Source organism: Thiothrix unzii (genome assembly GCF_017901175.1).
Taxonomy (GTDB): Bacteria; Pseudomonadota; Gammaproteobacteria; order Thiotrichales; family Thiotrichaceae; genus Thiothrix; species Thiothrix unzii.
In genome coordinates this window covers 2744827-2769609 of the sequence record NZ_CP072793.1, presented here as the reverse complement: position 1 = coordinate 2769609, position 24783 = coordinate 2744827, and the positions used below count along the sequence as shown (strand labels likewise).

The 24783-nt window shown below is 50.6% G+C and carries 20 protein-coding genes and 4 tRNA genes; all 24 read left to right on the top strand.

Annotated elements, in window-relative coordinates; translation table 11 throughout:
* Window positions 1–11 precede the first annotated feature (11 nt).
* Complete coding sequence (locus J9260_RS13850) at window positions 12–503, top strand: HugZ family pyridoxamine 5'-phosphate oxidase (protein ID WP_210218311.1); 492 nt, start codon at window positions 12–14, stop codon at window positions 501–503.
* Entirely contained in the window at window positions 503–1264 is a 762-nt protein-coding gene (locus J9260_RS13845; protein WP_210218310.1) for a YdcF family protein, read from the top strand. Before J9260_RS13850 ends, J9260_RS13845 begins: the two co-directional genes overlap by 1 nt.
* Before the next feature lie 86 nt (window positions 1265–1350).
* Complete coding sequence (locus J9260_RS13840; protein ID WP_210218309.1) at window positions 1351–1785, top strand: hypothetical protein; 435 nt, start codon at window positions 1351–1353, stop codon at window positions 1783–1785.
* A gap of 93 nt (window positions 1786–1878) precedes the next feature.
* Window positions 1879–2238: a toxin-antitoxin system TumE family protein gene (locus J9260_RS13835; protein WP_210218308.1), complete on the top strand. Its 360-nt coding sequence runs from the start codon at window positions 1879–1881 to the stop codon at window positions 2236–2238.
* A complete protein-coding gene (locus J9260_RS13830; protein ID WP_210218307.1) occupies window positions 2238–2615 on the top strand; it encodes an HVO_A0114 family putative DNA-binding protein in 378 nt (125 codons plus the stop codon). Before J9260_RS13835 ends, J9260_RS13830 begins: the two co-directional genes overlap by 1 nt.
* 56 nt (window positions 2616–2671) lie before the next feature.
* Complete coding sequence (tsaA, locus tag J9260_RS13825; protein WP_210218306.1) at window positions 2672–3409, top strand: tRNA (N6-threonylcarbamoyladenosine(37)-N6)-methyltransferase TrmO; 738 nt, start codon at window positions 2672–2674, stop codon at window positions 3407–3409.
* Window positions 3410–3422: 13 nt separating this feature from the next.
* A complete protein-coding gene (gene dacB, locus J9260_RS13820) occupies window positions 3423–4904 on the top strand; it encodes a D-alanyl-D-alanine carboxypeptidase/D-alanyl-D-alanine endopeptidase (RefSeq protein ID WP_210218305.1) in 1482 nt (493 codons plus the stop codon).
* Window positions 4905–4931: 27 nt separating this feature from the next.
* Complete coding sequence (locus J9260_RS13815; RefSeq protein ID WP_210218304.1) at window positions 4932–6707, top strand: autotransporter assembly complex protein TamA; 1776 nt, start codon at window positions 4932–4934, stop codon at window positions 6705–6707.
* The gene (locus J9260_RS13810) at window positions 6704–10024 is read left to right on the top strand and encodes a translocation/assembly module TamB domain-containing protein (RefSeq protein ID WP_210218303.1); all 3321 of its coding nucleotides are present in this window, start codon (window positions 6704–6706) and stop codon (window positions 10022–10024) included. Before J9260_RS13815 ends, J9260_RS13810 begins: the two co-directional genes overlap by 4 nt.
* Before the next feature lie 206 nt (window positions 10025–10230).
* A tRNA-Tyr gene (locus J9260_RS13805) sits at window positions 10231–10315 on the top strand.
* 65 nt (window positions 10316–10380) lie between these two features.
* Window positions 10381–10454 (top strand) — tRNA-Gly (locus J9260_RS13800).
* A gap of 27 nt (window positions 10455–10481) precedes the next feature.
* A tRNA-Thr gene (locus tag J9260_RS13795) sits at window positions 10482–10557 on the top strand.
* 33 nt (window positions 10558–10590) lie between these two features.
* Window positions 10591–11781, top strand: a complete 1191-nt coding sequence (tuf, locus tag J9260_RS13790) for an elongation factor Tu (RefSeq protein ID WP_210218302.1) — start codon at window positions 10591–10593, stop codon at window positions 11779–11781.
* A 59-nt stretch (window positions 11782–11840) separates the two neighbouring features.
* Window positions 11841–11916 (top strand) — tRNA-Trp (locus tag J9260_RS13785).
* Between the two features lie 94 nt (window positions 11917–12010).
* Complete coding sequence (gene secE / locus J9260_RS13780) at window positions 12011–12403, top strand: preprotein translocase subunit SecE (RefSeq protein WP_210218301.1); 393 nt, start codon at window positions 12011–12013, stop codon at window positions 12401–12403.
* The gene (gene nusG, locus J9260_RS13775; protein WP_210218300.1) at window positions 12403–12936 is read left to right on the top strand and encodes a transcription termination/antitermination protein NusG; all 534 of its coding nucleotides are present in this window, start codon (window positions 12403–12405) and stop codon (window positions 12934–12936) included. Before secE ends, nusG begins: the two co-directional genes overlap by 1 nt.
* A gap of 54 nt (window positions 12937–12990) precedes the next feature.
* Window positions 12991–13422, top strand: coding sequence for a 50S ribosomal protein L11 (rplK, locus tag J9260_RS13770; protein WP_210218299.1), 432 nt, complete (start codon window positions 12991–12993; stop codon window positions 13420–13422).
* A gap of 1 nt (window position 13423) precedes the next feature.
* Window positions 13424–14119: a 50S ribosomal protein L1 gene (gene rplA, locus J9260_RS13765; RefSeq protein WP_210218298.1), complete on the top strand. Its 696-nt coding sequence runs from the start codon at window positions 13424–13426 to the stop codon at window positions 14117–14119.
* Window positions 14120–14388: 269 nt separating this feature from the next.
* Window positions 14389–14907, top strand: a complete 519-nt coding sequence (gene rplJ, locus J9260_RS13760; protein ID WP_202718504.1) for a 50S ribosomal protein L10 — start codon at window positions 14389–14391, stop codon at window positions 14905–14907.
* A gap of 28 nt (window positions 14908–14935) precedes the next feature.
* A complete protein-coding gene (gene rplL, locus J9260_RS13755; protein WP_210218297.1) occupies window positions 14936–15310 on the top strand; it encodes a 50S ribosomal protein L7/L12 in 375 nt (124 codons plus the stop codon).
* A 146-nt stretch (window positions 15311–15456) separates the two neighbouring features.
* Complete coding sequence (gene rpoB, locus J9260_RS13750; RefSeq protein ID WP_210218296.1) at window positions 15457–19539, top strand: DNA-directed RNA polymerase subunit beta; 4083 nt, start codon at window positions 15457–15459, stop codon at window positions 19537–19539.
* A 6-nt stretch (window positions 19540–19545) separates the two neighbouring features.
* Window positions 19546–23733 carry a DNA-directed RNA polymerase subunit beta' gene (gene rpoC / locus J9260_RS13745; protein WP_210218295.1) on the top strand — a complete coding sequence of 1396 codons (4188 nt, stop codon included), beginning with the start codon at window positions 19546–19548 and terminating at the stop codon, window positions 23731–23733.
* Between the two features lie 175 nt (window positions 23734–23908).
* Window positions 23909–24283 carry a 30S ribosomal protein S12 gene (gene rpsL / locus J9260_RS13740; protein WP_028489190.1) on the top strand — a complete coding sequence of 125 codons (375 nt, stop codon included), beginning with the start codon at window positions 23909–23911 and terminating at the stop codon, window positions 24281–24283.
* 19 nt (window positions 24284–24302) lie between these two features.
* Window positions 24303–24773, top strand: coding sequence for a 30S ribosomal protein S7 (gene rpsG, locus J9260_RS13735; protein ID WP_210218294.1), 471 nt, complete (start codon window positions 24303–24305; stop codon window positions 24771–24773).
* The last annotated feature ends 10 nt before the right edge of the window (window positions 24774–24783 follow it).

Here is a 24783-nt window from a genome sequence, read left to right as displayed (position 1 = left end):
AGGACAACATCATGGACAAATCCCCACAGCAGGTGTTAAGCCACTTGTTGACGCACACCCAAAGCCTGCAATTGGCTACGTTAAATGCCGAGGGCGAGCCAAGTATCAGTTACGCCCCGTTTGTGCAGGATGAAACGGGTGGTTTCGTGATTTTCATCAGCGGTTTGGCGACTCATACCCACGATTTGCTGCGTCATCCTACCGCTGCCGTGCTGCTGATTGCAGATGAGCAAGCGACCCGCCAAATTTTTGCCCGAACCCGCGTTTCCTACAGTTGTCACGCCAGCGTCATTGCGCGTGATGCGACGGAATTTCCGACACTGCTAGATGCGTTACAGGCGCGTTTCGGCGAAGTGGTCGGGGTATTGCGCGGCTTGGGAGATTTCGTGTTGTTTCGTTTGCAACCGCAGGTGGGACGCTTCGTGATGGGCTTTGGACAAGCGTTTGTGCTGGGTGGCGAAGATTTGCGCGAGTTACAGCCTATTGGCGCGGGAAGTTTGTAATGTTTCTTTTTAAAAAGTTGTTAACAAACAGTCTGATGCCATTAAGTTTGACGGTGCTGCTGTTGGTTGTTGGGCTGTTATTGCTGTGGTTTTCACGGCGGCAGCTCTTGGGTAAAGCGTTGGTGACAATGGGTGTTATGTTGTTGCTGGCGTTAGGTTATGGCTGGGGATTTTCTCCGGCACTTAAGACTTTAGAGCGCGAATATCCACCGGTCGTGGATGCCAGTAATTTGGCAGGGTTAAAGTGGGTAGTGGTTTTGGGTGGTGGCACGTCATCGGATGCTGCGTTACCGCTGGCGACGCGCTTGTCGGATGCATCCTTGGCGCGATTGGTGGAAGGGGTGCGGCTCTATCGGCAAATGCCGGGGGCAAAGTTATTGGTATCGGGCGGTAGTGTGTTTGGTTACGGTTCCGATGCTGATGCAATGCAGGCATTGGCGATTGGATTGGGGGTGAATCCAGCGGATATTGTACTGGATATGGAATCACCGGACACCGAAACGCAGGCAAAGCTGATTCGGACAATGGTGGGTAATGAACGGGTAGTATTAGTGACATCAGCATCACACATGCCGCGTTCGATAGGTTTGTTCGAGCGTGCGGGGGTTGGGGTATTGCCCGCGCCTACACATTATTTGGCGCAAGACAATACCGGATTTAGTCCCACTGACGTGTTCCCTTCACACAAAGGTTTTTTGGAGGCACAGCGAGTCGTCCATGAGGAATTGGGCATGTTATGGGGGCGGTTGCGTGGGCAATAATTCGCAAGGGTTGTGTGACTTTTTTCCTATTGTGTTGCCGCTCTTCGGCGTAATCTGAAGGTGTTGAAACGAAGGAGAATAGTGTGATGAAACCAATATTGTTAACCGCAGGTGTCGTGGCTTTATTGTTTAGCCCGGTCGCCGCATTGGCGGATCAGTGCGCTTACGTTACCCAAAAGCAGGCGCAGGCAGCCGCTGCGTATTTGCCCGCTGGTAAGGCGTTCGTGAATTTTTGTGAGCCGTGCGGTGATACCTTGTTTCCGGCAAAAGACAGTGTGGCTGCGGCGAGTTCTGTGGTGAATGCGTTGCCTGCCAGTACCACGGGGTTGGATCAGGATTACTGGGAACTCCAGATCAATGGGGGGGGCGTGGATTTGGCTTATGTTTACGCCAAGCAGCCTAACGGCACATTTATCAATTTGGCGAAATTAGCGCATTGTCCAACTCAGGGTGTTTGGAGCGCGTATGACGCTAAGGGTCGCAAAATGAAACTGCGTAAATTGCCGGGTTTGCAGCGTTGATGGTTTTGTGGGACGGACGGTAATTTTTTGGGAGTGCATCGCAGAACTTTTCTTGTTATCATCTAATCATAACGACAATGACGGGAGTAGGTGGTGAGTGAGTCGGGAGATGCTAATAGTGGTTTGGAAACCTTACTGTTATTGCATGATGAAATATTTCCTATGGATAACGGTTGGTGGACAAAAATAGAAGCTTGGCAAGTAGTTCCCAATGAGCATATGCCACACGGTATCCGTTATTCACTCACCTTGCATGACCGTCATAATGTCAGAATATTGGGCTATGACAATGCGCATGGAATAAAACCTCAGCGCAAAAAATACGGTGCTAAACGTCAAACTTGGGATCATAAGCACCAGCGTAAAATCGTTGAGCCTTATGAGTTTGAAAGTGCGGCGCAGCTTTTGGAGGATTTCTGGCAAGATGTCAGTGAGATGATGGGAGAAGAATGATGGTAGCTAAAGTTTTAAATGTCGGCGTTATGTCACGGCAGGATTATGTGCGTCGTACCATCGCGATTGCCAAAGGCGAATATATACCCTCACCCGATGAACCTAAAATTTGGTTTGAGTCATTGAAGTCAATGGCGCAAGTGCTGAGTGACGAAAATCAAGTATTGTTAGATGTCATTATCCGTCACAAGCCAGCTTCGCTTACTGAGTTGGAACAGCTCGCACACCGCAAAAAACCCAATCTTTCGCGCACCTTGAAAACATTGGAGCGTTACGGGGTGGTGGAGCTGCGTAAACAGTCAGGTAAACTCATACCCACGGTGAAGGCGACTGATTTTCGGGTGCAATTTGGGTTACACCACGGAAACGCTGCCTAAGCGCGATTTTTCCGCCCTGCTCCGTTACAATCAGCACTACTTATGGAGGTGTGCTGATGTTGGAACCCAAACCCGAAATTACCTACAGCGATTTAATATTTAATCCCATCGGCATCATTTCCTCCCCCTACAAAGAAAAATTCGGTATCCCCCGTCAGCCGGGTTTAGTCACCGAAGCGCAAGCCACACTCACCCTATTGCCGCCCTATAATCAGCCAGAAACGGTGCGCGGTTTGGAGCAGTTTTCGCACGTTTGGGTGATTTTTGTGTTCCACGCTACCCACGATCAGGGTTGGAAACCGACAGTGCGTCCGCCGCGTTTGGGGGGTAATGCGCGGCTGGGGGTGTTTGCGACGCGCTCGACTTTTCGCCCGAATCCATTGGGGTTGTCGGTGGCGAAGTTATCCGCCATTCAGGTGCAGGGGCGTACTATCAGCTTGGTGTTGACAGGGGCGGATTTGCTGGATGGTACGCCGGTATTGGATATTAAACCGTACTTGCCGTATGCTGACGCGCTTTCGCAAGCCAGCGCAGGTTTTGCGCAAGAGACACCGCCAGCAATGCAAGCGGTGAGTTTTAGCGCGTTGGCGAGTGCGCAATGTGAGCAGCAGCAAGCCCGTTGGCAAACCAATATGCGCCGTTTAGTCGAGCAAATTTTAAGTCAAGATCCCCGGCCTTCTTACCAACAGGGGCAACCGCAAGGGCGGGTGTATGCGATGCGCTTGTACGACTTCGACCTGCGTTGGCATTACACCCCAGCGGGTATTGAAGTGCTGGAATTATCCTCCAACTAATACAATTCGATTTATGCTAAAAACTGTTTTTTTGTCTGGGCTACTGTCTTTGTTTACTTGCTCCGCTGTGTTCGCGGCTGACGCGCCCGTGGTGTTGCCGATTCCGGTAACTGCGCCGCCACAACCGGCAGAATTGACCCTGATTCGTCAGCAACACACCACCGGCTTGCCTGATGAAATTCGTGAATGGATGCAGCAAAACGCTATTCCAGAGGCGAATTTGAGCGCGTATATCCGCGATTTGAACGCTAATGGCCCGCTGTTGGCGCATAACGATAGCGTGCCGCGCAATCCCGCATCGACCATGAAATTAGTCACCACTTGGGCAGCGTTAAAATTGCTGGGGCCTGCGTATACTTGGAAAACCGAGAGCTGGTTGCGCGGTGAACTCAACGACGGGGTATTAACCGGCGATTTGATTCTCAAGGGTTACGGCGATCCGTTTTTGACCGATGAAGCGTTCCGCGAAATGCTGCACGATTTACAACTGAAAGGCTTGAAGGAGATTCGCGGTAACTTGGTGGTGGATAACAGCTACTTTAATTTACCCCCGCAAGACCCCGCTGCTTTTGATGGTGAGCCGTCCAAGGTGTATAACGCGCCGCCTTCTGCGTTGATGTATAACTTTCAGGCAGTACGTTTTTTGTTAGAGCCGGACGCGCTGAATAAACGTGTCAAGGTCACACCGTTTCCAACGATTCCCGGTTTACAGGTGGATAATCAACTGAAATTGTCGGTGGGTGGCTGCAATAAAGCGCATTACAAACCGGGCGTGCGCCGCGAAGGCAATGTGGTGAAACTGGTGGGTTCTTACGCCACAGGTTGCGGGCAGAATTTTATTTTGCGGGTATTGTCGTCGCCGGAGGAAAACGTGTTTCACGCTTTTCGGGACGTGTGGCATTCGCAAGGCGGGGTATTTAACGGGCAGTTGCAAACAGGTGCTGTGCAGCAAACTGATGTGCGCTTTCATACCCACGAGTCACGCACTCTCGGCGAACAAATCCGTTTTGTGAATAAATGGAGCAATAACGTGATGGCGCGGCATTTATTCTTAACGACGGGTGCGCGTAGCGGCGGAGAACCTGCTACGCTTGAGAAGGCGCGTGTCGCGATGAGCGGCGTATTAGAGCAGGCTGGAATCAATCTTGATGGCATGGTGGTTGAAAACGGCTCAGGATTGTCGCGTCAAGAACGCATTAGCACCCGTCAGTTGGGGCAGTTATTGGAAGCCGCGTGGCGTGACCCGTACATGCCGGAGTTTATGGCTTCGATGCCGCTGCTGGGTGAAGATGGTACGTTGGCTCAACGTTTTGACGGTACGGAATTGCGCGGGCGCAGCCACATGAAAACCGGCACGCTCAAAGACAGCAGCGCGATTGCGGGTTATATGTTGACCCGTTCTGGTAAGCGTCTGGTAATTGCCCTAGTACACAACGGCTCAGAAGCAGGGCATGGTTTACAAGATGCGCTGTTAAAGTGGGCATTTGAGCAATAAACATCATGAGGACAATGGAGCCGCCCAATGAAAAAAATAGTGTGGGGCTTGTGTTTGATGGGGGTAGCCGCGCCGGTTTCTGCGGCGTTTTTTCAACAAAAAGCGGATGAACAAGCCGAAGCCAAAACTGAATCGCCGGTAAAAGTTAACGTACAAGGCGCGGATGAGGCTTTGGCGGAAAATCTGCGGGCGTTATTGCCGTCATTACGCGCCCTGAAATGCGACTCCCCGACTGATCGGGTAGCGCGTTTTATTGAAGCCTCCGATGAAAAGTTGCAGGAAGCGGCCGAGGCAATGGGGTATTACGATGCGCGTTTTAACGTAACTCCGGTGCGGCAGGCGCAATGTTTGGTGTTAAATGTCGCGGTCGTGCCCGGTGAGCCGGTGAAAGTGACCGATGTTAAGGTGCAAATCAGCGGTGTGGGTAGAGATTTACCCCAGTTTCGCGAGTTAGCTGCCGCGCCGCCGTATCAGGTGGGCGATATATTGATTCACCAAAAATACGAAGATTTTAAAACCAGCCTGAATCGCACCGCGAATAGCTTGGGCTTTTTCGATGCCGAATATGTTACTCGCACTATTGAAGTGAACCCCGATACCCGTCAGGCACAGGTGCGCATCCATTTTGATACGGGCAAGCGTTACCGCGTTGGTAAGGTGGCGGTGCAACAAGACGTGCTGGATGGCAAGCATTTGCAGCGTTTTATGCGGGTGCGTCAAGGCGATACTTACGATGTAGAGGCGATTCGTAAACAACAACAATTGCTGGAAGGCGGTAATTATTACTCGGAAGTGCTGGTTAGCAGTGATTACGAAAAAGCAGTTAACGGCGAAGTGCCGATCAAGATCGAGGCCAAACGCCGCAAGCGTTACAGTTACACCGGAAAAGTAGGTTACGCCACCGACAGCGGAGCGCACACCGAAGCAGGCATGGATATTCACTGGGTCAACGCCAAGGGGCATAAACTCAATACACGCGGTAGCATTGGTCAAACCGAACAGTCGGTGGAGGCCACTTACAAAGTACCGCTGTGGAACCCGGAACACGAATACACCAGCCTTGCGGTCGGTTGGAGGAAAAGCGACAGCGGTGATATTGAAAGCCGTGCTACCAAAGTGGGATTGGATTACAACCGCCGTAATAAAAGCGATTGGCAGCAAACCGTTTTCATCAATTACCTCAACGAAACCACCCAAGTAAAAGGCGAAGCCGCGACCAATGCGCAATTAACCTTGGTCGGTGCACGAGTCAAGAAAACCAAAGTGGATGACACCCCGTTTGCCCGCAATGGCTGGACGCTGGGGGCAGAACTACAGGGGGCGCAACAAGGCGTGTTGAGCGATCAAAGCCTGCTGCAAGCCAAGTTACAAGGCAAACGCTTGCAAACCCTGAGCAATAACGGCAAAGTGATTGTGCAAGCCAATCTCGGCACGACCTTGACCGATGATTTGAATGAAGTGCCAAAGTCGTTACGTTTTTTCGCGGGCGGAGCTAATTCGGTGCGCGGTTATGGGTTCGAGTCTTTGGGTGAAAAAAATGCCGATGGTGAGGTTATTGGCGGTAAGCATTTGCTCACCAGCAGCGTGGAATACGAACATCCGCTGGTCGATAAGTGGAGTGCTGCCGCTTTCGTGGATGCGGGGAATGCGTTTGACGATACCAGTAAACTGACCATGAAAGTGGGGGCGGGTTTTGGGGTGCGTTGGAAATCACCGTTGGGGCCGGTTCGCGCTGACCTTGCCGTGCCGAAAGACGACACCAGTGACGTGCATTTTTACTTCAGTTTAGGGCCTGATTTGTGAAGCGTTGGTTGCACTATCTGTTGATTCACCCCTTGGCGGTGATACTGCTGTTGTTGCTATTTACGTTGGTGGGCGCGGCATTGCTGGCAGTTTCTGGGGGCGGTACGCGCTTGTTAGTCAGTACCTTGCAGCGGGTTGTGCCGGATTTGGTATTGGAAGGCGTGGATGGCGCATTAATCAATCACCTCAATGTACAACGGGCGCAATGGCACGACGCAGGTTCGCAAATCGAGATGCAAGGTGTCGCCCTGCAACACGAAATGGATTTAGGTTCACGCTTAACCTTACGCATCGTGAGTATGCAGGTGGATAAGCTAGTGATTCACTTATCACCCGCAACTCCTTCCGCCACCTCGTCCGTATTTGCCCCGCCAACGGTGTCGTTACCTTTCAATATCAATGCTGAAAACGTCAGTGTTAAAACCCTCGAAATCTGGCAGGGCGATGTGCCGTTGGCTTTTCGCGATGTGCACTTGAAAGGTACTACCCGCGCTGGCGCATTGCATCTGGACACCTTGCAAGCGCAATTCCACGACGCTAACGGCAAGACAGATCTGACGGTGCAAGGCGATTTGGAGTTGCGTAAACCGCACGCGCTGGATTTGAAACTGGCGGTGGATTCCGCCAGCAAAGCGTGGGGCACGGGAACCAGCACCCTGCAACTGGTTGGCGATTGGCAACATTACACCGTCAATGCTAATGCTGATTGGCAATACGCACATTACCCGCGTTATCAGGGCAGTTTACAGGGCGACGGCACGCTCAGTGCGTTGCAAGTAGCGCGGCTACAACTCAATGGCAAAGCCGGGGATGTCACCGTTTCCGGTGCGCTGGACTGGAAAGACGCGTTACGTTGGGATGCAACTCTTACCGGCACCAAACTCAACCCGGAAATTTTTAGTAAAGATATGCCCGGCAGCCTCAATGTGGCGTTGACCTCACAAGGCCAGTGGGCAGCAGGCAAGCCGCAACTCACCTTAGACGTAACCCAGCTACAAGGCCGTTTGCGCGAATACCCGGTAGAAGCCAAAGGCAAAGCCGCGTGGGATGGCAAGCAACTGCAATTGGAAAAAGTCACCGCGCAAGTGGGCAATAACCAATTACAAGCCGAAGGCGGTGTGGGCGAGGTGCTGGATTTACGCTGGAAAATCGACGCAAACAACCTCGCGAATGCGTGGAAAGGGCTGGAAGGCAGTCTCAAAGGCGCGGGCACATTGCAAGGCACGCTGGCAAAACCGCAACTGCAAGCCGATTTAAAAGGCAATAAATTACGCTACCAAGATTACCGTCTGGGGGCGGTGGATGCGCAAATCAGTCAAAGCGGCGACGTGTATACTCTCAAAGCGGATGCGCAAGATTTCCGCAGTGGCGACACGCTGTTGAAAACCCTCAAGCTCGACGGCAAAGGTACGCTGGAAAATCACACCGTCAGTGCGCAATTGGTTCACGCCGAAGGCAAAGCCGAATTTGCCGCAACCGGTGCTTGGCAAAATCAACAATGGCGCGGCACGGTGCAAAATTTAGCATTGCGCAATACCGCCGCAGGCGATTGGACAATGGCAAGCGCGGTCAAGCTCGAAGCATCCGCAACAGCGTTTAATAGCTCTGAAATTTGTCTAGTGAGTCGTGGGTCACGCGCGTGCGGCAAGCCTACGTGGTCGCCTCAGCAGGGTGTGACCTTGACGGGTAAGGTGCAGCAAATCCCGCTACTGATGTTGCGCCCTTGGTTGCCGGAAGGTTTGAATCCTGACGGGTCGGTCAGTGCTGATTACCATTTTGAACAGCGCGGCGGTAAGCCAGTGGCGAACGCTAACGTGCGTTTATCCGATGGCAGCATCACCTTGCGTGGCGAAAAAGGTAAGCCTGAAACCGTGCGTTACAGCAATGCCCGTGCCGATTTAACCTTGAACGATCGGCAATTGGAAGGTAAAGCGCAGGCCGATCTCAGCGGTTATGGCACGCTGCGAGCCGATGGCGGGTTAACCTTGTCGCCGCAAGACGGTAATCATCGTATCAATGCGCGTTTGGCTGCGACTTTGCCGGATATTGCTTGGTTGGAACGCTTCTCGTCGCAAATTGAGCAGTTACAAGGCAATATCACGGCGGATTTGCAAATAACAGGTGCGCTCAGCAAGCCCAATGTGGCAGGTACGGTGCGTTTAGCCAACGGGCAGGTGCATTTGCCCGAAGCCGGGGTAACGTTAGAGGCGATTAATGCGGTGATGCAAGCCAGCGGCAGTGACCGTGCGACATTGACCGGTTCGCTGCGTGCAGGGCAGGGAGTGCTGAATGCCAATGGCACGCTGTCATTAGCCGATTTAGCGCGTTGGCGGGCAGACGTGAGCTTGCAAGGCGATAATCTGAAACTGATGGATACCCATGAAGTACAAGCATGGTTTTCGCCACGTTTACAGTTTCAGGTAAGTCCGGGCAGTGTGGCAGTGACGGGTGATGTGGTTATTCCGCAGGCAACAGTGAATTTGCGTGAAATTCCACCGTCAGCAAGTGTGCGTTCCAGTGACGTGATTATCGTCGGGCGGCGTGCGGCTCCTCGACCCACAGGTGTATTGGTGAAAGATGCGCCGCTGGATATTCAACCGAATGTCAGTATTACCTTGGGCGATAAGGTGAAATTCAACGGTTTTGGCCTAGATGCACGTTTGGAAGGCAAGTTACGGGTCTTGCGCACCCGTCAGGACATTGTGGCAGAGGGCGTGTTAAGCGTGGTTGATGGCGTGTACAAAGCTTATGGGCAAAACCTTGCGATTGAGCGCGGACGTTTACTGTTCAACGGTGCGTTGGATAATCCCGGCTTAGACGTGCGTGCGGTGCGCGAAGTCGATGGTGGCGATATTAAAGTCGGCATGGCCTTGGCGGGTACGGTGCGCAAACCGGAATCGACGCTATTTTCCAGCCCGCAACAAACCCAGAGTGATACCTTGAGTTACTTGTTGACTGGGCGTGCGATGTCAGGTCTCAGTGGTGATCAATCTTCCTTGTTGGTGGATGCGGTGACGCAACTTGGCGTGGCTGGTGGTGAAAGTTTAGTGCAGCAACTCGGCGGCAGTCTGGGTTTGGACGATGTGGGCTTGAACAGTAAAAGCGGTGATATTAGCCAAAGCGAGCTGTCTTTGGGCAAACGCTTGGGACCGCGTTTGTACGTGCGCTACATTGTGAGCTTGTTTGATTCGTTGCAGCGCGTGGCCTTGACGTATCAGGTGAATAAGCGATTGCAGGTGGAAGTGAAGTCGGGCATTCATCAGAGTGTCGATTTGATTTACAAAATTGACACCAATAAAGGCCCGCTTGGCCGTTAATCATGAGTTTTGTGGGGTTGGGTGAGTTTTTTATGCAGTCAGGGCTGGATTTTTGAGGCGTACAGCGATTATGATTGCCGCGTTCCATTGTGATGGTGCAAGGCAGTCAGTAATACCGTTTAGCTGCTCCAAATTAATCACAAAATTCTGCTTTCTCAAGGTTGACATTGGCGGGTGATTCACTCAGAATGTCGTCCTTTCCAGTCGGAGGGGTTCCCGAGCGGTCAAAGGGGACAGACTGTAAATCTGTTGGCTCTGCCTTCGAAGGTTCGAATCCTTCCCCCTCCACCATATTTTATTGGTTTACACGTCCAGCTTGATTCATTCCGTGATCCGGCGTGAGTAGACGGCTTCAGGCGGGTGTAGTTCAATGGTAGAACCTCAGCCTTCCAAGCTGATGGTGTGGGTTCGATTCCCATCACCCGCTCCACTACTGGCTGAGTCGTTAAATGGTTTTGCTCTCATAGCTCAGGTGGTAGAGCGCATCCTTGGTAAGGATGAGGTCGGCAGTTCGACTCTGCCTGAGAGCACCAATTATTCAGAAATGTAACGGGAAGTTATCGGTCATGGCAAAAGGTAAATTTGAGCGTAATAAAACGCACGTAAACGTCGGCACGATTGGTCACGTTGACCACGGCAAAACCACGCTGACGGCGGCACTGACGGTTGTTCAGGCTAAGCTGTATGGTGGTGAATCTAAGGCTTACGATCAAATCGATGCTGCTCCTGAAGAAAGAGCGCGTGGTATCACTATCTCCACAGCGCACGTAGAATATGAATCTGCAACACGCCACTACGCACACGTAGACTGCCCAGGCCATGCTGACTATGTTAAAAACATGATCACGGGTGCGGCTCAGATGGACGGCGCGATTCTGGTTTGTTCTGCTGCTGACGGTCCAATGCCACAGACACGTGAGCATATCTTGCTGTCTCGTCAGGTTGGCGTTCCTTACGTTCTGGTTTACATGAATAAATGTGACTTGGTTGATGACGCAGAGCTGTTAGAGCTGGTTGAAATGGAGCTGCGTGAGCTGCTGAGCAGTTATGACTTCCCTGGTGATGATACGCCAATCGTTCAAGGTTCAGCGCGTCTGGCTTTGGAAGGTGATACGTCAGAAATCGGTGTGCCATCTATCGCACGTTTGATCGAAGCAATCGATACCTTTATTCCAGATCCAGTGCGTGCAGTTGACGGCACATTCCTGATGCCAGTTGAAGACGTATTCTCCATCTCAGGTCGTGGTACAGTAGTTACTGGTCGTATCGAGCGTGGTTTGGTTAAAGTTGGTGAGACCATCGAAATCGTTGGTATCCGCGAAACTAAAGCGACTACTGTTACGGGCGTTGAAATGTTCCGTAAGTTGTTGGATCAAGGTATGGCGGGTGACAATGTTGGTTTGTTGCTGCGTGGTACTAAGCGTGAAGACGTTGAGCGTGGTCAGGTTCTGTGTAAGCCGGGTTCAATCAAGCCGCACACTACGTTTGAAGCAGAAGTTTATGTTCTGTCTAAAGATGAAGGTGGTCGCCATACGCCATTCTTCAAAGGCTATCGCCCGCAGTTCTACTTCCGTACTACGGACGTGACCGGTGCTTGCGAACTGCCAGAAGGCGTTGAAATGGTTATGCCGGGTGACAACGTTAAATTGGTTGTTACGCTGATTAACCCAATCGCGATGGAAGACGGTCTGCGTTTCGCTATCCGCGAAGGTGGTCGTACCGTTGGTGCTGGCGTTGTTTCTAAGATCATTGCGTAAATAGCATCTTGTGTTTTGAAAGAGTAGGGAGTAGTCTCCCTGCTCTTTCTTTCCCTTACAGGGCAATAGCTCAATTGGCAGAGCGGCGGTCTCCAAAACCGCAGGTTGGGGGTTCGATTCCCTCTTGCCCTGCCATCTTTAATAGATGGCTTTGGATAGTGGATTGTAAGTTAACGTTTTTGCAGTGGACTGCCCAAAGTCATACGGCTTCAGGTTTTTGGATAAGAATATGTCAGTAAATACCGAAGAACAGGGCTCCTCACTTGATACGGTAAAGCTCATTGTTTCCCTCGCCCTGCTAATCACAGGTATTGCGGGGTTTTACTATTTTGAGACTTGGCAGGGTGAGGCGGTATCGTTGCTTCTCCGCGTATTAGGTTTGCTTGCTATCGTAGGTGCTGCTGTATTTACAGCATTGAGTACATTGAGTGGTAAGCGGTTGTTAGGCTTTATGAAAGACTCCCGTTTGGAAGTCCGTAAAATGGTCTGGCCTACCCGTGCTGAAACGCTCCAGACAACCCTAATGGTAATGGTGATTGTGCTAGTTTTGGCGATTTTTCTCTGGGGTGTTGACTCTCTGCTTGGTTGGAGTGTTAAAAGCCTGCTCGGTGGAGGTTCCTAATGGCGATGCGTTGGTATGTTGTTCAAGCCTATTCCGGGTTTGAGAATCAGGTAAAACGTTCGCTTGAAGAGCGTGTTATACGTTTTGGATTGCAAGATGCTTTTGGTCAGGCGTTGGTTCCCACTGAAGAAGTGGTTGAGATGCGCGATGGTCAAAAACGCAGAAGTGAGCGTAAGTTCTTTCCGGGCTATGTATTAGTCGAAATGGAAATGAATGACGAAACTTGGCATATGGTAAAGGAAACACCAAAAGTTTTGGGTTTCATCGGCGGTAAAGCAGACAAGCCAGCTCCAATTACGCAAAAAGAAGTCGATAATATTATGCGTCGCGTTGAAGAAGGCGCGGAAAAGCCACGTCCGAAGGTTCTCTTCGATGCTGGCGAAGTGGTGCGTGTAACTGACGGGCCATTTAAAGACTTCAACGGCGTGGTCGAAGAAGCAAATTACGAAAAAAGTCGTCTGTTAGTGGCAGTGCAAATTTTTGGTCGCTCAACGCCCGTTGAGCTTGAGTTCTATCAGGTCGAGAAAGCCTGACTCGGTAGTCACGGGGAGCCGTAAGGCGTTATTACCCATTTATAGGAAAACATCATGGCAAAGAAAGTCATTGCTTTCATCAAGCTGCAAGTTCCGGCTGGTAAAGCAAACCCAAGTCCACCAATCGGTCCTGCACTGGGTCAACGTGGTTTGAATATTATGGAATTCTGCAAAGCGTTCAATGCCGCTACGCAGGGTCTCGAAGTTGGTTTGCCAACACCTGTTGTAATTACAGCATACAGCGATAAAAGCTTTACGTTTGTAATGAAAACAACACCTGCTTCTGTATTGTTGAAAAAGGCCGCTGGCATCCAGTCCGGTAGTGCCAAACCTAACAGCAATAAAGTAGGTAAAGTCACGCTGGCGCAGTTGGAAGACATTGCTAAAGCTAAAACCCCTGATTTGACTGCGGCTAGTTTAGAAGCTGCGGTACGTACTATCGCAGGCACAGCCCGTAGTATGGGTCTTGAAGTGGAGGGTGTGTAAGATGGCAAAATTAACCAAACGCCAAAAAGCAATCGCAGAAAAAATCGACCGCACCAAGTCTTATGTTGTAGCTGATGCGCTTGATACCCTGAAATCGCTGCCACGTGCAAAGTTTTTAGAAAGCGTTGATGTCAGTGTTAACTTGGGTGTTGACCCGCGTAAATCTGACCAAGTTGTGCGTGGTTCTACGGTACTGCCAAACGGCAACGGTAAAACTGTGCGCGTTGCAGTATTCGCACAAGGTGCAAATGCTGAAGCAGCGACGGCTGCTGGTGCTGACATCGTAGGTTTCGATGATTTAGCTGCTGAAATCAAAGCCGGTAAGATGGACTTTGATGTGGTTATCGCCAGCCCAGATGCAATGCGCGTCGTAGGTCAGTTGGGTCAAATCCTCGGTCCGCGTGGTTTGATGCCTAACCCTAAAGTTGGCACAGTAACGCCAGACGTTGCAGGTGCAGTGCGTAACGCAAAATCGGGTCAGGTACGTTACCGTACTGATAAAGCCGGTATCATCCATTGCTCTGTTGGCAATGTTGATTTTGATACTGACAAGTTGGTCGGCAACATCAATGCATTGGTATCCGACTTAATGAAGATGAAGCCATCCACTTCCAAGGGTGTTTATCTGAAGAAAGTTTCTGTATCCACAACGATGGGTACAGGTTTGACAGTCGATAACGCATCACTGTCTTACTAACAGAATTGGGACGGTTAACCTGTCCCTTTCTCCCGTTCCCAAGGATGGGGACTGCCGCAAGGCAAAAAGATATACAGGATGTATGTCGTCAAAGACCGCAGGTGCTTAAAGCCTTAAGCTTAATGGTTCTGCATAATCTGTAGAGAACCTGCGCAGATGGCGTTCCCCGAGTCAGTAAGATGGTTTGGGACGCTGTTTCCTTCGCAAGCCGGATTTCCGGCAAGTGATCGATAAATGGTGGATTATCCGCCAAACCAGGAGTAGATAACGTGGCATTAACACTGCAAGAGAAAAAAGAGATTGTCTCTGAAGTGGCCGCAGTTGCTGCAAGTGCTTATTCTGCGGTAGCTGCTGAGTACCGTGGATTGACCGTAGCTCAACTCACTACGTTGCGTCAAAACGCACGTAAGAATGGGGTGTACCTGCGTGTTGTGAAGAATAATCTGGCGCGAATCGCTGTTAAAGGTACTGCTTTCGAGTGTATCCAAGACGGTTTGGTTGGTCCGTTGGTATTGGCGTTTTCTCAGGAAGACCCAGGCTCAGCGGCACGTCTGATTAAAGACTTCAAGAAAGACAAAGCCCATGACAAGATGGAAGTAAAGTTCGTCGCTATCGACGGTGCTATGCTCCCAGCTTCTGAATTGGATCGTCTGGCGAAATTGCCAACCCGCGATCAGGCACTGGCCACCTTGGCTGCTGTCCTGCGTGCACCGTTGGATAAATTCGCTCGCACTCTTGCTGCATTGCGTGACCAAAAAGCTGAAGCCGCTGGCATTAGCTTAGATTGATTACTGATTTAGGTTTTGGAGAAACAAAATGGCTTGTACTAAAGAAGATATGTTGGAAACGTTTGCCAACATGACTGTAACTGAAATCGTTGACCTGATTTCAGCAATCGAAGAAAAGTTTGGCGTAACGGCTGCTGTTGCTGTTGCTGCTGGCCCTGCTGCTTCTGAAGCGGCTGCGGTAGTTGAAGAACAAACTGAATTCAACGTTGTTATGACTAGCTTTGGTGCTAACAAAATCAACGTTATCAAGGTTGTCCGTGGCGCAACTGGTCTGGGCTTGAAAGAAGCGAAAGACATGGTTGAAGGCGTTCCTTCCGTTGTGAAGGAAGCTGCAAGCAAGGATGATGCTGCTAAGTTGAAGAAAGAACTGGAAGATGCAGGCGCAACTGTCGAACTGAAGTAAGGTTTGTACGTTGCTCTGCGATTAGTTCTGCTACTCGCTACAGGCTGACAAGGCGTTTTGCATTGTCGGCCTTTTCTCGCTTATTAAGCTTGCCTAAAGAACCGGCATGAGTTGGCCGGAGTTCTGATTCCAGAAGAGGAAAGACGATGGGACTGAGTTATACCGAAAAAAAACGAATCCGCAAAGATTTTGGGAAGCGACCACAAATTCTGGAAGTACCCGACCTGCTCACGATTCAGTTGGAGTCCTATCGGCAATTTTTGCAGTTGGACAAGCTGGTTGATGATCGTCGCAGTGTTGGTCTTCATGCGGCCTTTTCCTCTGTTTTTCCAATCGTCAGTTACAACAACTATGTTGCGTTAGAGTATGCTGATTACCGTTTGGCAGAGCCTGTGTTTGATGTGCAGGAGTGCCAATTGCGTGGCTTGACGTTTGCTACGTCGCTGCGGGTGAAATTACGTTTGGTCATTTACGATAAAGATGCCCCTGCGGATGCCAAAGTTATTAAATCCATCAAGGAACAAGATGTTTACCTTGGTGAGTTGCCCTTAATGACAGATAAAGGCACCTTCATTATTAACGGGACTGAGCGCGTCATTGTTTCCCAGTTGCATCGCTCTCCCGGTGTGTTCTTTGAACACGACAAAGGCAAATCTAACTCAGCCGGTAAGCTGCTGCACAGTGCGCGGGTTATTCCTTACCGTGGCTCGTGGTTAGACTTTGAATTTGACCCGAAAGATTCCATTTTTGTGCGTATCGACCGTCGCCGTAAATTGCCTGCGACTATCTTGCTGCGTGCGTTGGGAATGCAAAACGAAGGAATCCTTGATTATTTCTTCGATAAAATTGCTATTCATCTGAGTGATAGTGCCATTGAGATGGAACTCGTTCCTGAGCGTTTGCGCGGTGAATTGGCATCATTCGATATTATGCTGGATGGCGCAGTGTTGGTGGAAACCGGTCGTCGCATTACTGCGAAACACATCCGTCAACTGGAAAAGTCAGGTCTGGCGCGGCTGGTTGTGCCGCAGGACTATATGGGCGGCAAGATTTTAGCGCACAACATTATTGATTCCAGCACGGGCGAATTGTTGGCTAAGGCTAACGATGAAGTGACTGATGCCCTGTTGGAAAAGTTACGTGACAATAGCGTGAAAAGCTTCAGCGTGCTGTACACCAATGAGTTGGATCGCGGCCCGTTTATGTCCAACACCTTGAACATTGATAGTTCAAGCAGTGCATTGGAAGCGCAAATTGAAATTTACCGGATGATGCGTCCTGGTGAACCGCCGACCAAAGAATCGGCTGAAAATCTGTTCAATAACTTGTTCTTCACTGACGACCGTTATGATTTGTCGGCAGTAGGTCGTATGAAATTCAACCGCCGTTTAGGGCGCGAAGAAGCGACTGGTGCGGGCGTGTTGGATCAGGGCGATATTCTGGCGGTGCTGAAAAAGCTGATCGACATCCGTGATGGTCGTGATGACGTGGACGACATTGACCACCTCGGCAACCGTCGTGTACGTAGCGTTGGTGAGATGGCGGAAAATGCTTTCCGGGTTGGCTTGGTGCGCGTTGAGCGTGCGGTCAAAGAACGCCTGACAATGGCTGAAAGCGAAGGCTTAATGCCACAAGAGTTGGTGAATTCCAAACCGGTTTCAGCGGCAATCAAAGAATTCTTTGGTTCCAGCCAGTTGTCACAGTTTATGGACCAAAACAACCCGTTGTCAGAAGTGACTCACAAACGTCGTATTTCTGCATTGGGGCCGGGCGGTTTGACCCGTGAGCGTGCGGGCTTTGAGGTACGTGACGTACATCCAACCCACTATGGTCGTGTTTGCCCAATCGAAACGCCGGAAGGTCCGAACATCGGCTTGATCAATTCCTTGGCGGTGTACGCGCGTACCAATGACTACGGTTTCTTGGAAACGCCTTACCGCAAAGTTATTGACGGTAAGCCGACCATGCAGATTGATTATCTGTCAGCGATTGAAGAATCCAATTACGTTATCGCTCAGGCGAGTGCGGAACTGGATGAAAGCGGCTCCTTGTCTGATGAGTTCGTCTCTTGTCGTCATCGTAATGAATTTACCTTGATGCCTGCGGATAAAGTTCAGTACATGGACGTTTCGCCAAAACAGATTGTTTCTGTGGCTGCCTCGCTGATCCCGTTCTTGGAACACGATGACGCGAACCGCGCATTGATGGGTTCCAACATGCAACGTCAGGCCGTACCTTGTTTGCGTGCGGATAAACCGTTGTGTGGCACAGGAATGGAACGTGCGGTTGCGCAGGATTCCGGTTCAGCCGTTACCGCGCGTCGTGGCGGGGTAATCGACTCTGTGGATGCGAGTCGTGTGGTAGTGCGGGTTAATGACGATGAAGCCAATGAAAAAGGCGGGGTCGACATTTACAGCCTGATCAAATACACCCGTTCCAACCAAAATACCTGCATTAACCAACGTCCGATTGTGCGCGTGGGTGATCTGGTAGCGCGTGGCGATGTGCTGGCTGATGGTTCTTCCACTGACTTGGGTGAACTGGCGTTAGGACAGAATATGTTCATCGCGTTCATGCCTTGGAATGGCTACAACTACGAAGACTCGATTTTGCTGTCTGAGCGCGTGGTTGATGAAGATCGTTATACTTCGATTCACATCGAAGAAATGGCGTGTTTGGCGCGTGACACTAAGTTGGGGCCGGAAGAAATTACGGCGGATATTCCTAACGTTAGCGAAAGTTTGCTGGCGAAGTTGGATGCCTGCGGAATTATCCACGTTGGTGCGGAAGTGAAGCCGAACGACATTCTGGTTGGCAAGGTAACACCTAAGGGTGAGAGCCAACTGACACCGGAAGAAAAATTGTTGCGTGCAATTTTCGGTGAGAAAGCTTCTGACGTAAAAGATACCTCATTGCGCGTGCCAACAGGCATGGCGGGTACGGTTATCGACGTGCGCGTATTTACCCGTGATGGCGTTGAGCGTGATGCGCGTGCCTTAGCGATTCAGGAAGAAGATTTAAAGAAAGTCCGTAAAGACTTACGCGATGAATTGCGTATTTACGAAGCTGACATCTTCGACCGTTTTGCGAAACTGGTGGTTGGTAAAGAAGCCGTGGGCGGCCCCAACCGTTTAACTTCCGGCACAGTGATTACCCAGATGTATCTGGATAATCTGGAGCATAAGGATTGGTTCGCGATTCGTATGCAAGATGAAGACATCAATGTGCAGTTAGAAGCGTTGAGTCAGCAGGTTGACGAGAAGAAAAAGCACTATGAAACGCGCTTACAAAAGCAGCGTGACAAACTGATGGCGGGTGATGATCTCGCTCCAGGTGTGCTGAAAATGGTCAAGGTTTACATTGCGGTTAAACGCCGGATGCAGCCGGGTGACAAAATGGCGGGTCGTCACGGTAACAAGGGTGTGGTTTCACGCATTGTTCCGGTAGAAGACATGCCGTATCTGGAAAATGGTCAAACCGTTGACATCGTGCTGAATCCACTGGGCGTTCCGTCACGGATGAACGTCGGTCAGGTTTTGGAAACCCACTTAGGTTGGGCAGCTAAAGGCTTGGGCGAGAAAATCGGACGCATGATTGATGCGAAAGCACGCATTGACGAGTTGCGCCAATTTATCAGCGAAGTTTACGCTACCGGCGGTAATCCTAACCAAGATCACGTCATTGAAGAAATGACGGATGATGAAGTGATTGCGCTGTCTGCCAATTTACGCAAAGGCGTGCCGATGGCAACGCAGGTGTTTGACGGTGCGGCGGAATCTGAAATTAAAGCCATGTTGCGCTTGGCAGATTTGCCGGAAAGCGGTCAAACCTTGCTGCACGACGGGCGTACTGGTGATGCATTTGAGCGTAAAGTAACCGTAGGTTACATGCATATGCTCAAACTCAACCACTTGGTTGATGACAAAATGCACGCACGTTCAACCGGGCCATACAGTCTCGTTACGCAGCAGCCATTGGGCGGTAAAGCACAATTCGGTGGTCAGCGTTTCGGGGAGATGGAAGTCTGGGCACTGGAAGCTTACGGTGCGGCTTATACCTTGCAGGAAATGCTCACGGTTAAGTCGGATGACGTGAACGGACGTAACAAGATGTATAAAAACATCGTTGACGGCGATCACTACATGGAAGCCAGTATGCCTGAGTCCTTCAACGTGTTGATGAAGGAAATCCGCTCGCTGGGTCTGAATATCGAACTGGAACGGGATTAATCAGCCATGAAAGATTTATTGAACTTCCATAAGAAAGAGCAAGAAACGCAAGATTTCGACGCGATTAAAGTTGGTTTGGCTTCGCCTGAAGTGATCCGTTCGTGGTCGTTTGGTGAAGTGAAAAAACCGGAAACCATTAACTACCGTACTTTCAAACCGGAACGTGATGGTTTGTTCTGCGCCAAAATTTTTGGCCCGGTTAAGGACTATGAATGCTTGTGCGGTAAGTACAAGCGTTTGAAGCACCGTGGCGTAGTGTGCGAAAAGTGCGGCGTTGAAGTAACCCAGACCAAAGTGCGTCGTGAACGCATGGGTCACATTGAGCTGGCAAGTCCGGTAGCGCACATTTGGTTCTTGAAGTCATTGCCTTCCCGTATCGGTTTGATGCTGGATATGACGCTGCGTGACATTGAGCGCATCTTGTATTTTGAGACCTTCGTTGTCACCGAGCCGGGCATGACCACGCTGGAGCGCAACCAGTTATTGAGCGATGAGGCTTATCTGGAAGCGGTAGAAGAATTCGGTGACGAATTTGAAGCCAGTATGGGTGCTGAAGCGGTTTACGCACTGTTAGGTTCTATCGACCTCAAAGATGAAGTCGCTAAGATGCGCGAGGAAATCGCTGAGACTGGTTCCGAAACCAAGTTGAAGCGTTTGGGCAAGCGTCTGAAGTTGATGGAATCTTTCCTCAGTTCTGGCAATAAACCTGAATGGATGATCATGACCGTGCTGCCTGTGTTGCCGCCGGATCTGCGTCCTTTGGTTCCGTTGGACGGTGGGCGTTTCGCCACATCTGACTTGAATGACCTGTATCGCCGCGTTATTAACCGTAACAACCGTTTGAAGCGTTTGTTAGAGCTAAACGCCCCGGACATTATCGTGCGCAACGAAAAGCGTATGCTGCAAGAGTCTGTGGATGCGTTACTGGATAACGGTCGTCGTGGTCGTGCCATTACCGGTTCTAACAAGCGTCCGCTGAAATCTTTGTCAGATATGATCAAAGGTAAGCAAGGTCGTTTCCGTCAAAACTTGTTGGGTAAACGTGTCGACTACTCTGGTCGTTCGGTTATCGTGGTCGGGCCTACGCTGCGTTTACATCAGTGCGGTTTGCCAAAGAAAATGGCGTTGGAACTGTTTAAGCCGTTTATTTTCGGTAAATTACAGCGTCGTGGCTTGGCGACAACGATCAAAGCCGCCAAAAAGCTGGTTGAACGCGAAACGGCAGAAGTTTGGGATATTCTCGCGGAAGTTATCCGCGAACATCCAGTCATGCTCAACCGCGCACCTACCTTGCACCGTTTGGGGATTCAGGCGTTCGAGCCGACCCTGATCGAAGGTAAAGCGATTCAGTTGCATCCATTGGTGTGTTCAGCGTTCAACGCGGACTTCGACGGCGACCAGATGGCGGTACACGTACCATTGTCACTGGAAGCGCAGTTGGAAGCACGTACTCTGATGATGGCGACTAATAACGTCCTGTCACCAGCGAACGGCGAGCCGATTATTGTGCCGTCGCAAGACATCGTTTTGGGCTTGTATTACATGACCCGCGATGCCATCAATGCGAAAGGCGAGGGCATGGTGTTTGCGGATCCGATGGAAGCGCAACGTGCTTATGAAACTGGCAATGCCTCTTTACACGCCAAAGTAAAAGTACGCATTACTGACAGCATCAAAGACGAAGACGGTGAATTGATCAAGCGTACCCGTTTGATTGATACCACGGTTGGACGCTCATTGCTGACCAGTATTATGCCGGAAGGTTTGCCTTTTGAACTCTTCAATACCGTATTGAAGAAAAAAGCGATTTCTAAACTGATTAATGAATCGTACCGTCGGGTGGGTTTGAAATCAGCGGTTATCTTCGCTGACCAACTGATGTACACCGGGTATCGCTACGCGACGCGCTCCGGCGTTTCTTTCTGTTCCGACGATATGATGATCCCTGAAAAGAAAGTCGAATTGTTGGCGGAAGCTGATGCAGCGGTATTGGAAATTCAAAACCAGTTTGCCAGCGGTTTAGTGACTCAGGGCGAACGTTACAACAAGGTCGTTGACATCTGGGCGAGTACCAATGAAAAAGTCGCGAAAGCGATGATGGAAAAAATTGGTAAGCAAGAAGTTGTCGATGCTGAAGGTAAAACGGTTTACCAAGAATCTTTCAACTCCATCTACATGATGGCGGATTCCGGGGCGCGGGGTTCCGCAGCCCAGATTCGTCAGTTGGCAGGGATGCGGGGTTTGATGGCGAAACCGGATGGTTCCATCATTGAAACACCGATTACCTCCAACTTCCGCGAAGGTTTGAGCGTATTGCAATACTTTATCTCGACGCATGGTGCGCGGAAAGGTTTGGCGGATACGGCACTGAAAACCGCGAACTCCGGTTACTTGACGCGTCGTTTGGTCGATGTGGCGCAAGACATGGTTGTTACTATTGATGACTGTGGCACGACCAGCGGTATCCTGATGCGTCCTATCATCGAAGGTGGTGATGTGGTCGAAGCTCTCGCTGAGCGCGTGTTAGGCCGTGTGGTTGCGCAGGATGTAACCAAAGGTGACGAAGTATTGATCCCCGCAGGAACCTTCCTCGACGAAGGCTGGGTCAAGCAGATTGATGCAATGGCGATTGATGAAATCACCGTGCGTTCCGCGATTACCTGTGAAACCCGTTATGGCGTGTGTAAACACTGCTACGGTCGTGATTTGGCACGTGGGCATTTGGTTAACAAGGGTGAGGCCGTCGGTGTTATTGCAGCGCAGTCCATCGGTGAACCGGGTACTCAGTTGACCATGCGTACCTTCCACATCGGGGGGGCAGCGAGCCGGTCAGCAGCGGAAAACAGTATTTGCGTTAAATCTTCCGGTCAGGCGCACCTGATTAACGTCAAGACAGTTCGCAACAAAGAAAACAAACTGGTGGTGGTATCCCGCTCCGGTGAATTGGGCGTTGTCGATGCTGACGGGCGTGATAAAGAACGTTACAAGCTGACTTACGGTGCGATTTTGTCGGTTGACCAATACGCGCAAGTGCAAGCCGGTCAGGAAGTGGCGACATGGGATCCGCATACCCACCCGATTATTTCCGAGGTAACGGGGCGTGTGGATTTCAGCGACTTCATTGATAACGTGACAGTACAAACCAAAGTCGACGAAATGACCGGTTTGGCCTCCATTGAAATCATTGACCCGCGCAACCGTCCTGCGGCAGGCCGCGAATTGCGTCCAACTGTGCGTTTGCTTGACTTGAATGGCGACAGCGTATTCTTTGAAGGCACAAAAATTCCGGTGCAGTACCCACTGCCAGCCGGGGCGATTGTTAGCTCGACGAATGGTGCAAGCGTGCAAGTCGGCGAAGTTATCGCACGTTTGCCGCAAGCGTCCTCTAAGACACGTGACATCACGGGTGGTTTACCACGGGTAGCCGACTTGTTTGAAGCGCGTAAACCGAAAGACGGTGCGATTCTGGCGGAAAAAACCGGCACAATCTCCTTTGGTAAGGAAACTAAAGGTAAGCAGCGCGTCATCATTACCAGTGAAGACGGTGAGCAGTACGAAGAGCTGATTCCGAAATGGCGTAATCTGGACGTGTTTGAAGGTGAAAAAGTCAACCGTGGTGAAACCATTGCTGACGGTGAGCCTAATCCGCACGATATTTTACGCTTGCTGGGTGCGCGTGCGCTTGCAGAATACCAAGTCAAGGAAATCCAAGACGTTTACCGTCTGCAAGGCGTTAAGATCAATGACAAGCACATTGAAGTTATCGCCCGTCAGATGATGCGTAAAGTGGAAGTCATTGATCCGGGTGATAGCAACTTCTTGCGCGGCGAACAGAGCGATTTCTGGCGCGTAGTGGAAGAAAATAAACGTTTGGACAAAGAAGGCAAATTGCGTATTACGTTTGAGCGTTTGCTCATGGGTATTACCAAAGCCTCGTTGGTGACGGATTCCTTCGTATCCGCTGCCTCGTTCCAAGAAACAACCCGTGTACTGACAGAAGCAGCAGTACGTGGAGCGCGTGACGAATTACGTGGCTTGAAAGAAAACGTTATCGTGGGTCGTCTGATTCCGGCAGGAACCGGTTTGGCGTATCACGATGATCGTCGCAGTCAGCGTAATGAGTTTGCTTATGAACGCCCCGCGCCCACTGAAACGATCAGTTTCGGTGAGCCGATGGACATGGATTCCGATTAAGTATCCGGTCATCGTCGGGTTTAAGTGATTGGTACGGAAAACTTTCTTGACATGAGGTTTTCCGACCCCTAAAATCTGTCGTCCTCAAACAGACCGATTTTCGGTCTGTTGTCTTTATGGGGACTAGGCAGGCCAGGCAAGTTCCTCGTGGCAGGTTAGGAGACATTTTAGATTTATGGCAACAGTTAACCAGTTGGTGCGTAAGCCGCGCCAGAGCAAAGTAGAGAAGAGCAAGGTTCCGGCGTTGGAAGCTTGTCCACAACGCCGTGGTGTTTGCACTCGTGTGTACACCACTACGCCAAAGAAGCCAAACTCCGCGATGCGTAAGGTTGCGCGTGTGCGTTTGACCAATGGTTTTGAAGTCACTAGCTATATCGGCGGTGAAGGTCATAACCTCCAAGAGCACTCGGTTGTTCTGATTCGTGGCGGTCGTGTAAAAGACCTGCCAGGTGTCCGCTACCACACTGTTCGTGGCAGTTTGGATACGCAGGGCGTTAAAAACCGTAAACAGGCGCGTTCCAAATACGGCACAAAGCGTCCTAAAAAGTAATTCACAGGTGATATGAGTCATGCCTAGAAGAAGAGAAGTCCCCAAGCGTGTTGTACTGCCCGATCCTAAGTTCGGAAGCCAATTGCTGACTAAATTCATGAATGCCATCATGCAAGATGGTAAGAAGTCTGCTGCCGAAAAGATTATTTACGGCGCATTGACAGAAATTTCTGGCAAGAAAGGCGGTGACGGTATTGAAGTGCTGGAATACGCACTGGATAACGTTCGTCCTGCGGTAGAAGTTAAATCCCGTCGTGTTGGTGGTGCAACTTACCAAGTGCCAGTTGAAGTACGTCCTTCACGTCAAAACGCGCTGGCTATGCGTTGGTTGATTGATGCCGCTCGTAAGCGTGGTGAAAAATCCATGGCTCGCAAGCTGGCAGGTGAATTGATGGATGCTTCTGAAAAGCGTGGTACTGCTGTGAAGAAGCGTGAAGACGTGCATCGCATGGCAGAGGCTAACAAAGCTTTCGCACACTTCCGCTGGTAATGATAAGAGT

Coding starts and splice junctions, on each gene's coding strand:
- J9260_RS13850 (WP_210218311.1), top strand. CDS start 12: ATGGACAAATCCCCACAGCAGGTGTTAAGCCACTTGTTGACGCACACC.
- J9260_RS13845 (WP_210218310.1), top strand. CDS start 503: ATGTTTCTTTTTAAAAAGTTGTTAACAAACAGTCTGATGCCATTAAGT.
- J9260_RS13840 (WP_210218309.1), top strand. CDS start 1,351: ATGAAACCAATATTGTTAACCGCAGGTGTCGTGGCTTTATTGTTTAGC.
- J9260_RS13830 (WP_210218307.1), top strand. CDS start 2,238: ATGGTAGCTAAAGTTTTAAATGTCGGCGTTATGTCACGGCAGGATTAT.
- tsaA (WP_210218306.1), top strand. CDS start 2,672: ATGTTGGAACCCAAACCCGAAATTACCTACAGCGATTTAATATTTAAT.
- dacB (WP_210218305.1), top strand. CDS start 3,423: ATGCTAAAAACTGTTTTTTTGTCTGGGCTACTGTCTTTGTTTACTTGC.
- J9260_RS13815 (WP_210218304.1), top strand. CDS start 4,932: ATGAAAAAAATAGTGTGGGGCTTGTGTTTGATGGGGGTAGCCGCGCCG.
- tuf (WP_210218302.1), top strand. CDS start 10,591: ATGGCAAAAGGTAAATTTGAGCGTAATAAAACGCACGTAAACGTCGGC.
- secE (WP_210218301.1), top strand. CDS start 12,011: ATGTCAGTAAATACCGAAGAACAGGGCTCCTCACTTGATACGGTAAAG.
- nusG (WP_210218300.1), top strand. CDS start 12,403: ATGGCGATGCGTTGGTATGTTGTTCAAGCCTATTCCGGGTTTGAGAAT.
- rplK (WP_210218299.1), top strand. CDS start 12,991: ATGGCAAAGAAAGTCATTGCTTTCATCAAGCTGCAAGTTCCGGCTGGT.
- rplA (WP_210218298.1), top strand. CDS start 13,424: ATGGCAAAATTAACCAAACGCCAAAAAGCAATCGCAGAAAAAATCGAC.
- rplL (WP_210218297.1), top strand. CDS start 14,936: ATGGCTTGTACTAAAGAAGATATGTTGGAAACGTTTGCCAACATGACT.
- rpoB (WP_210218296.1), top strand. CDS start 15,457: ATGGGACTGAGTTATACCGAAAAAAAACGAATCCGCAAAGATTTTGGG.
- rpoC (WP_210218295.1), top strand. CDS start 19,546: ATGAAAGATTTATTGAACTTCCATAAGAAAGAGCAAGAAACGCAAGAT.
- rpsL (WP_028489190.1), top strand. CDS start 23,909: ATGGCAACAGTTAACCAGTTGGTGCGTAAGCCGCGCCAGAGCAAAGTA.
- rpsG (WP_210218294.1), top strand. CDS start 24,303: ATGCCTAGAAGAAGAGAAGTCCCCAAGCGTGTTGTACTGCCCGATCCT.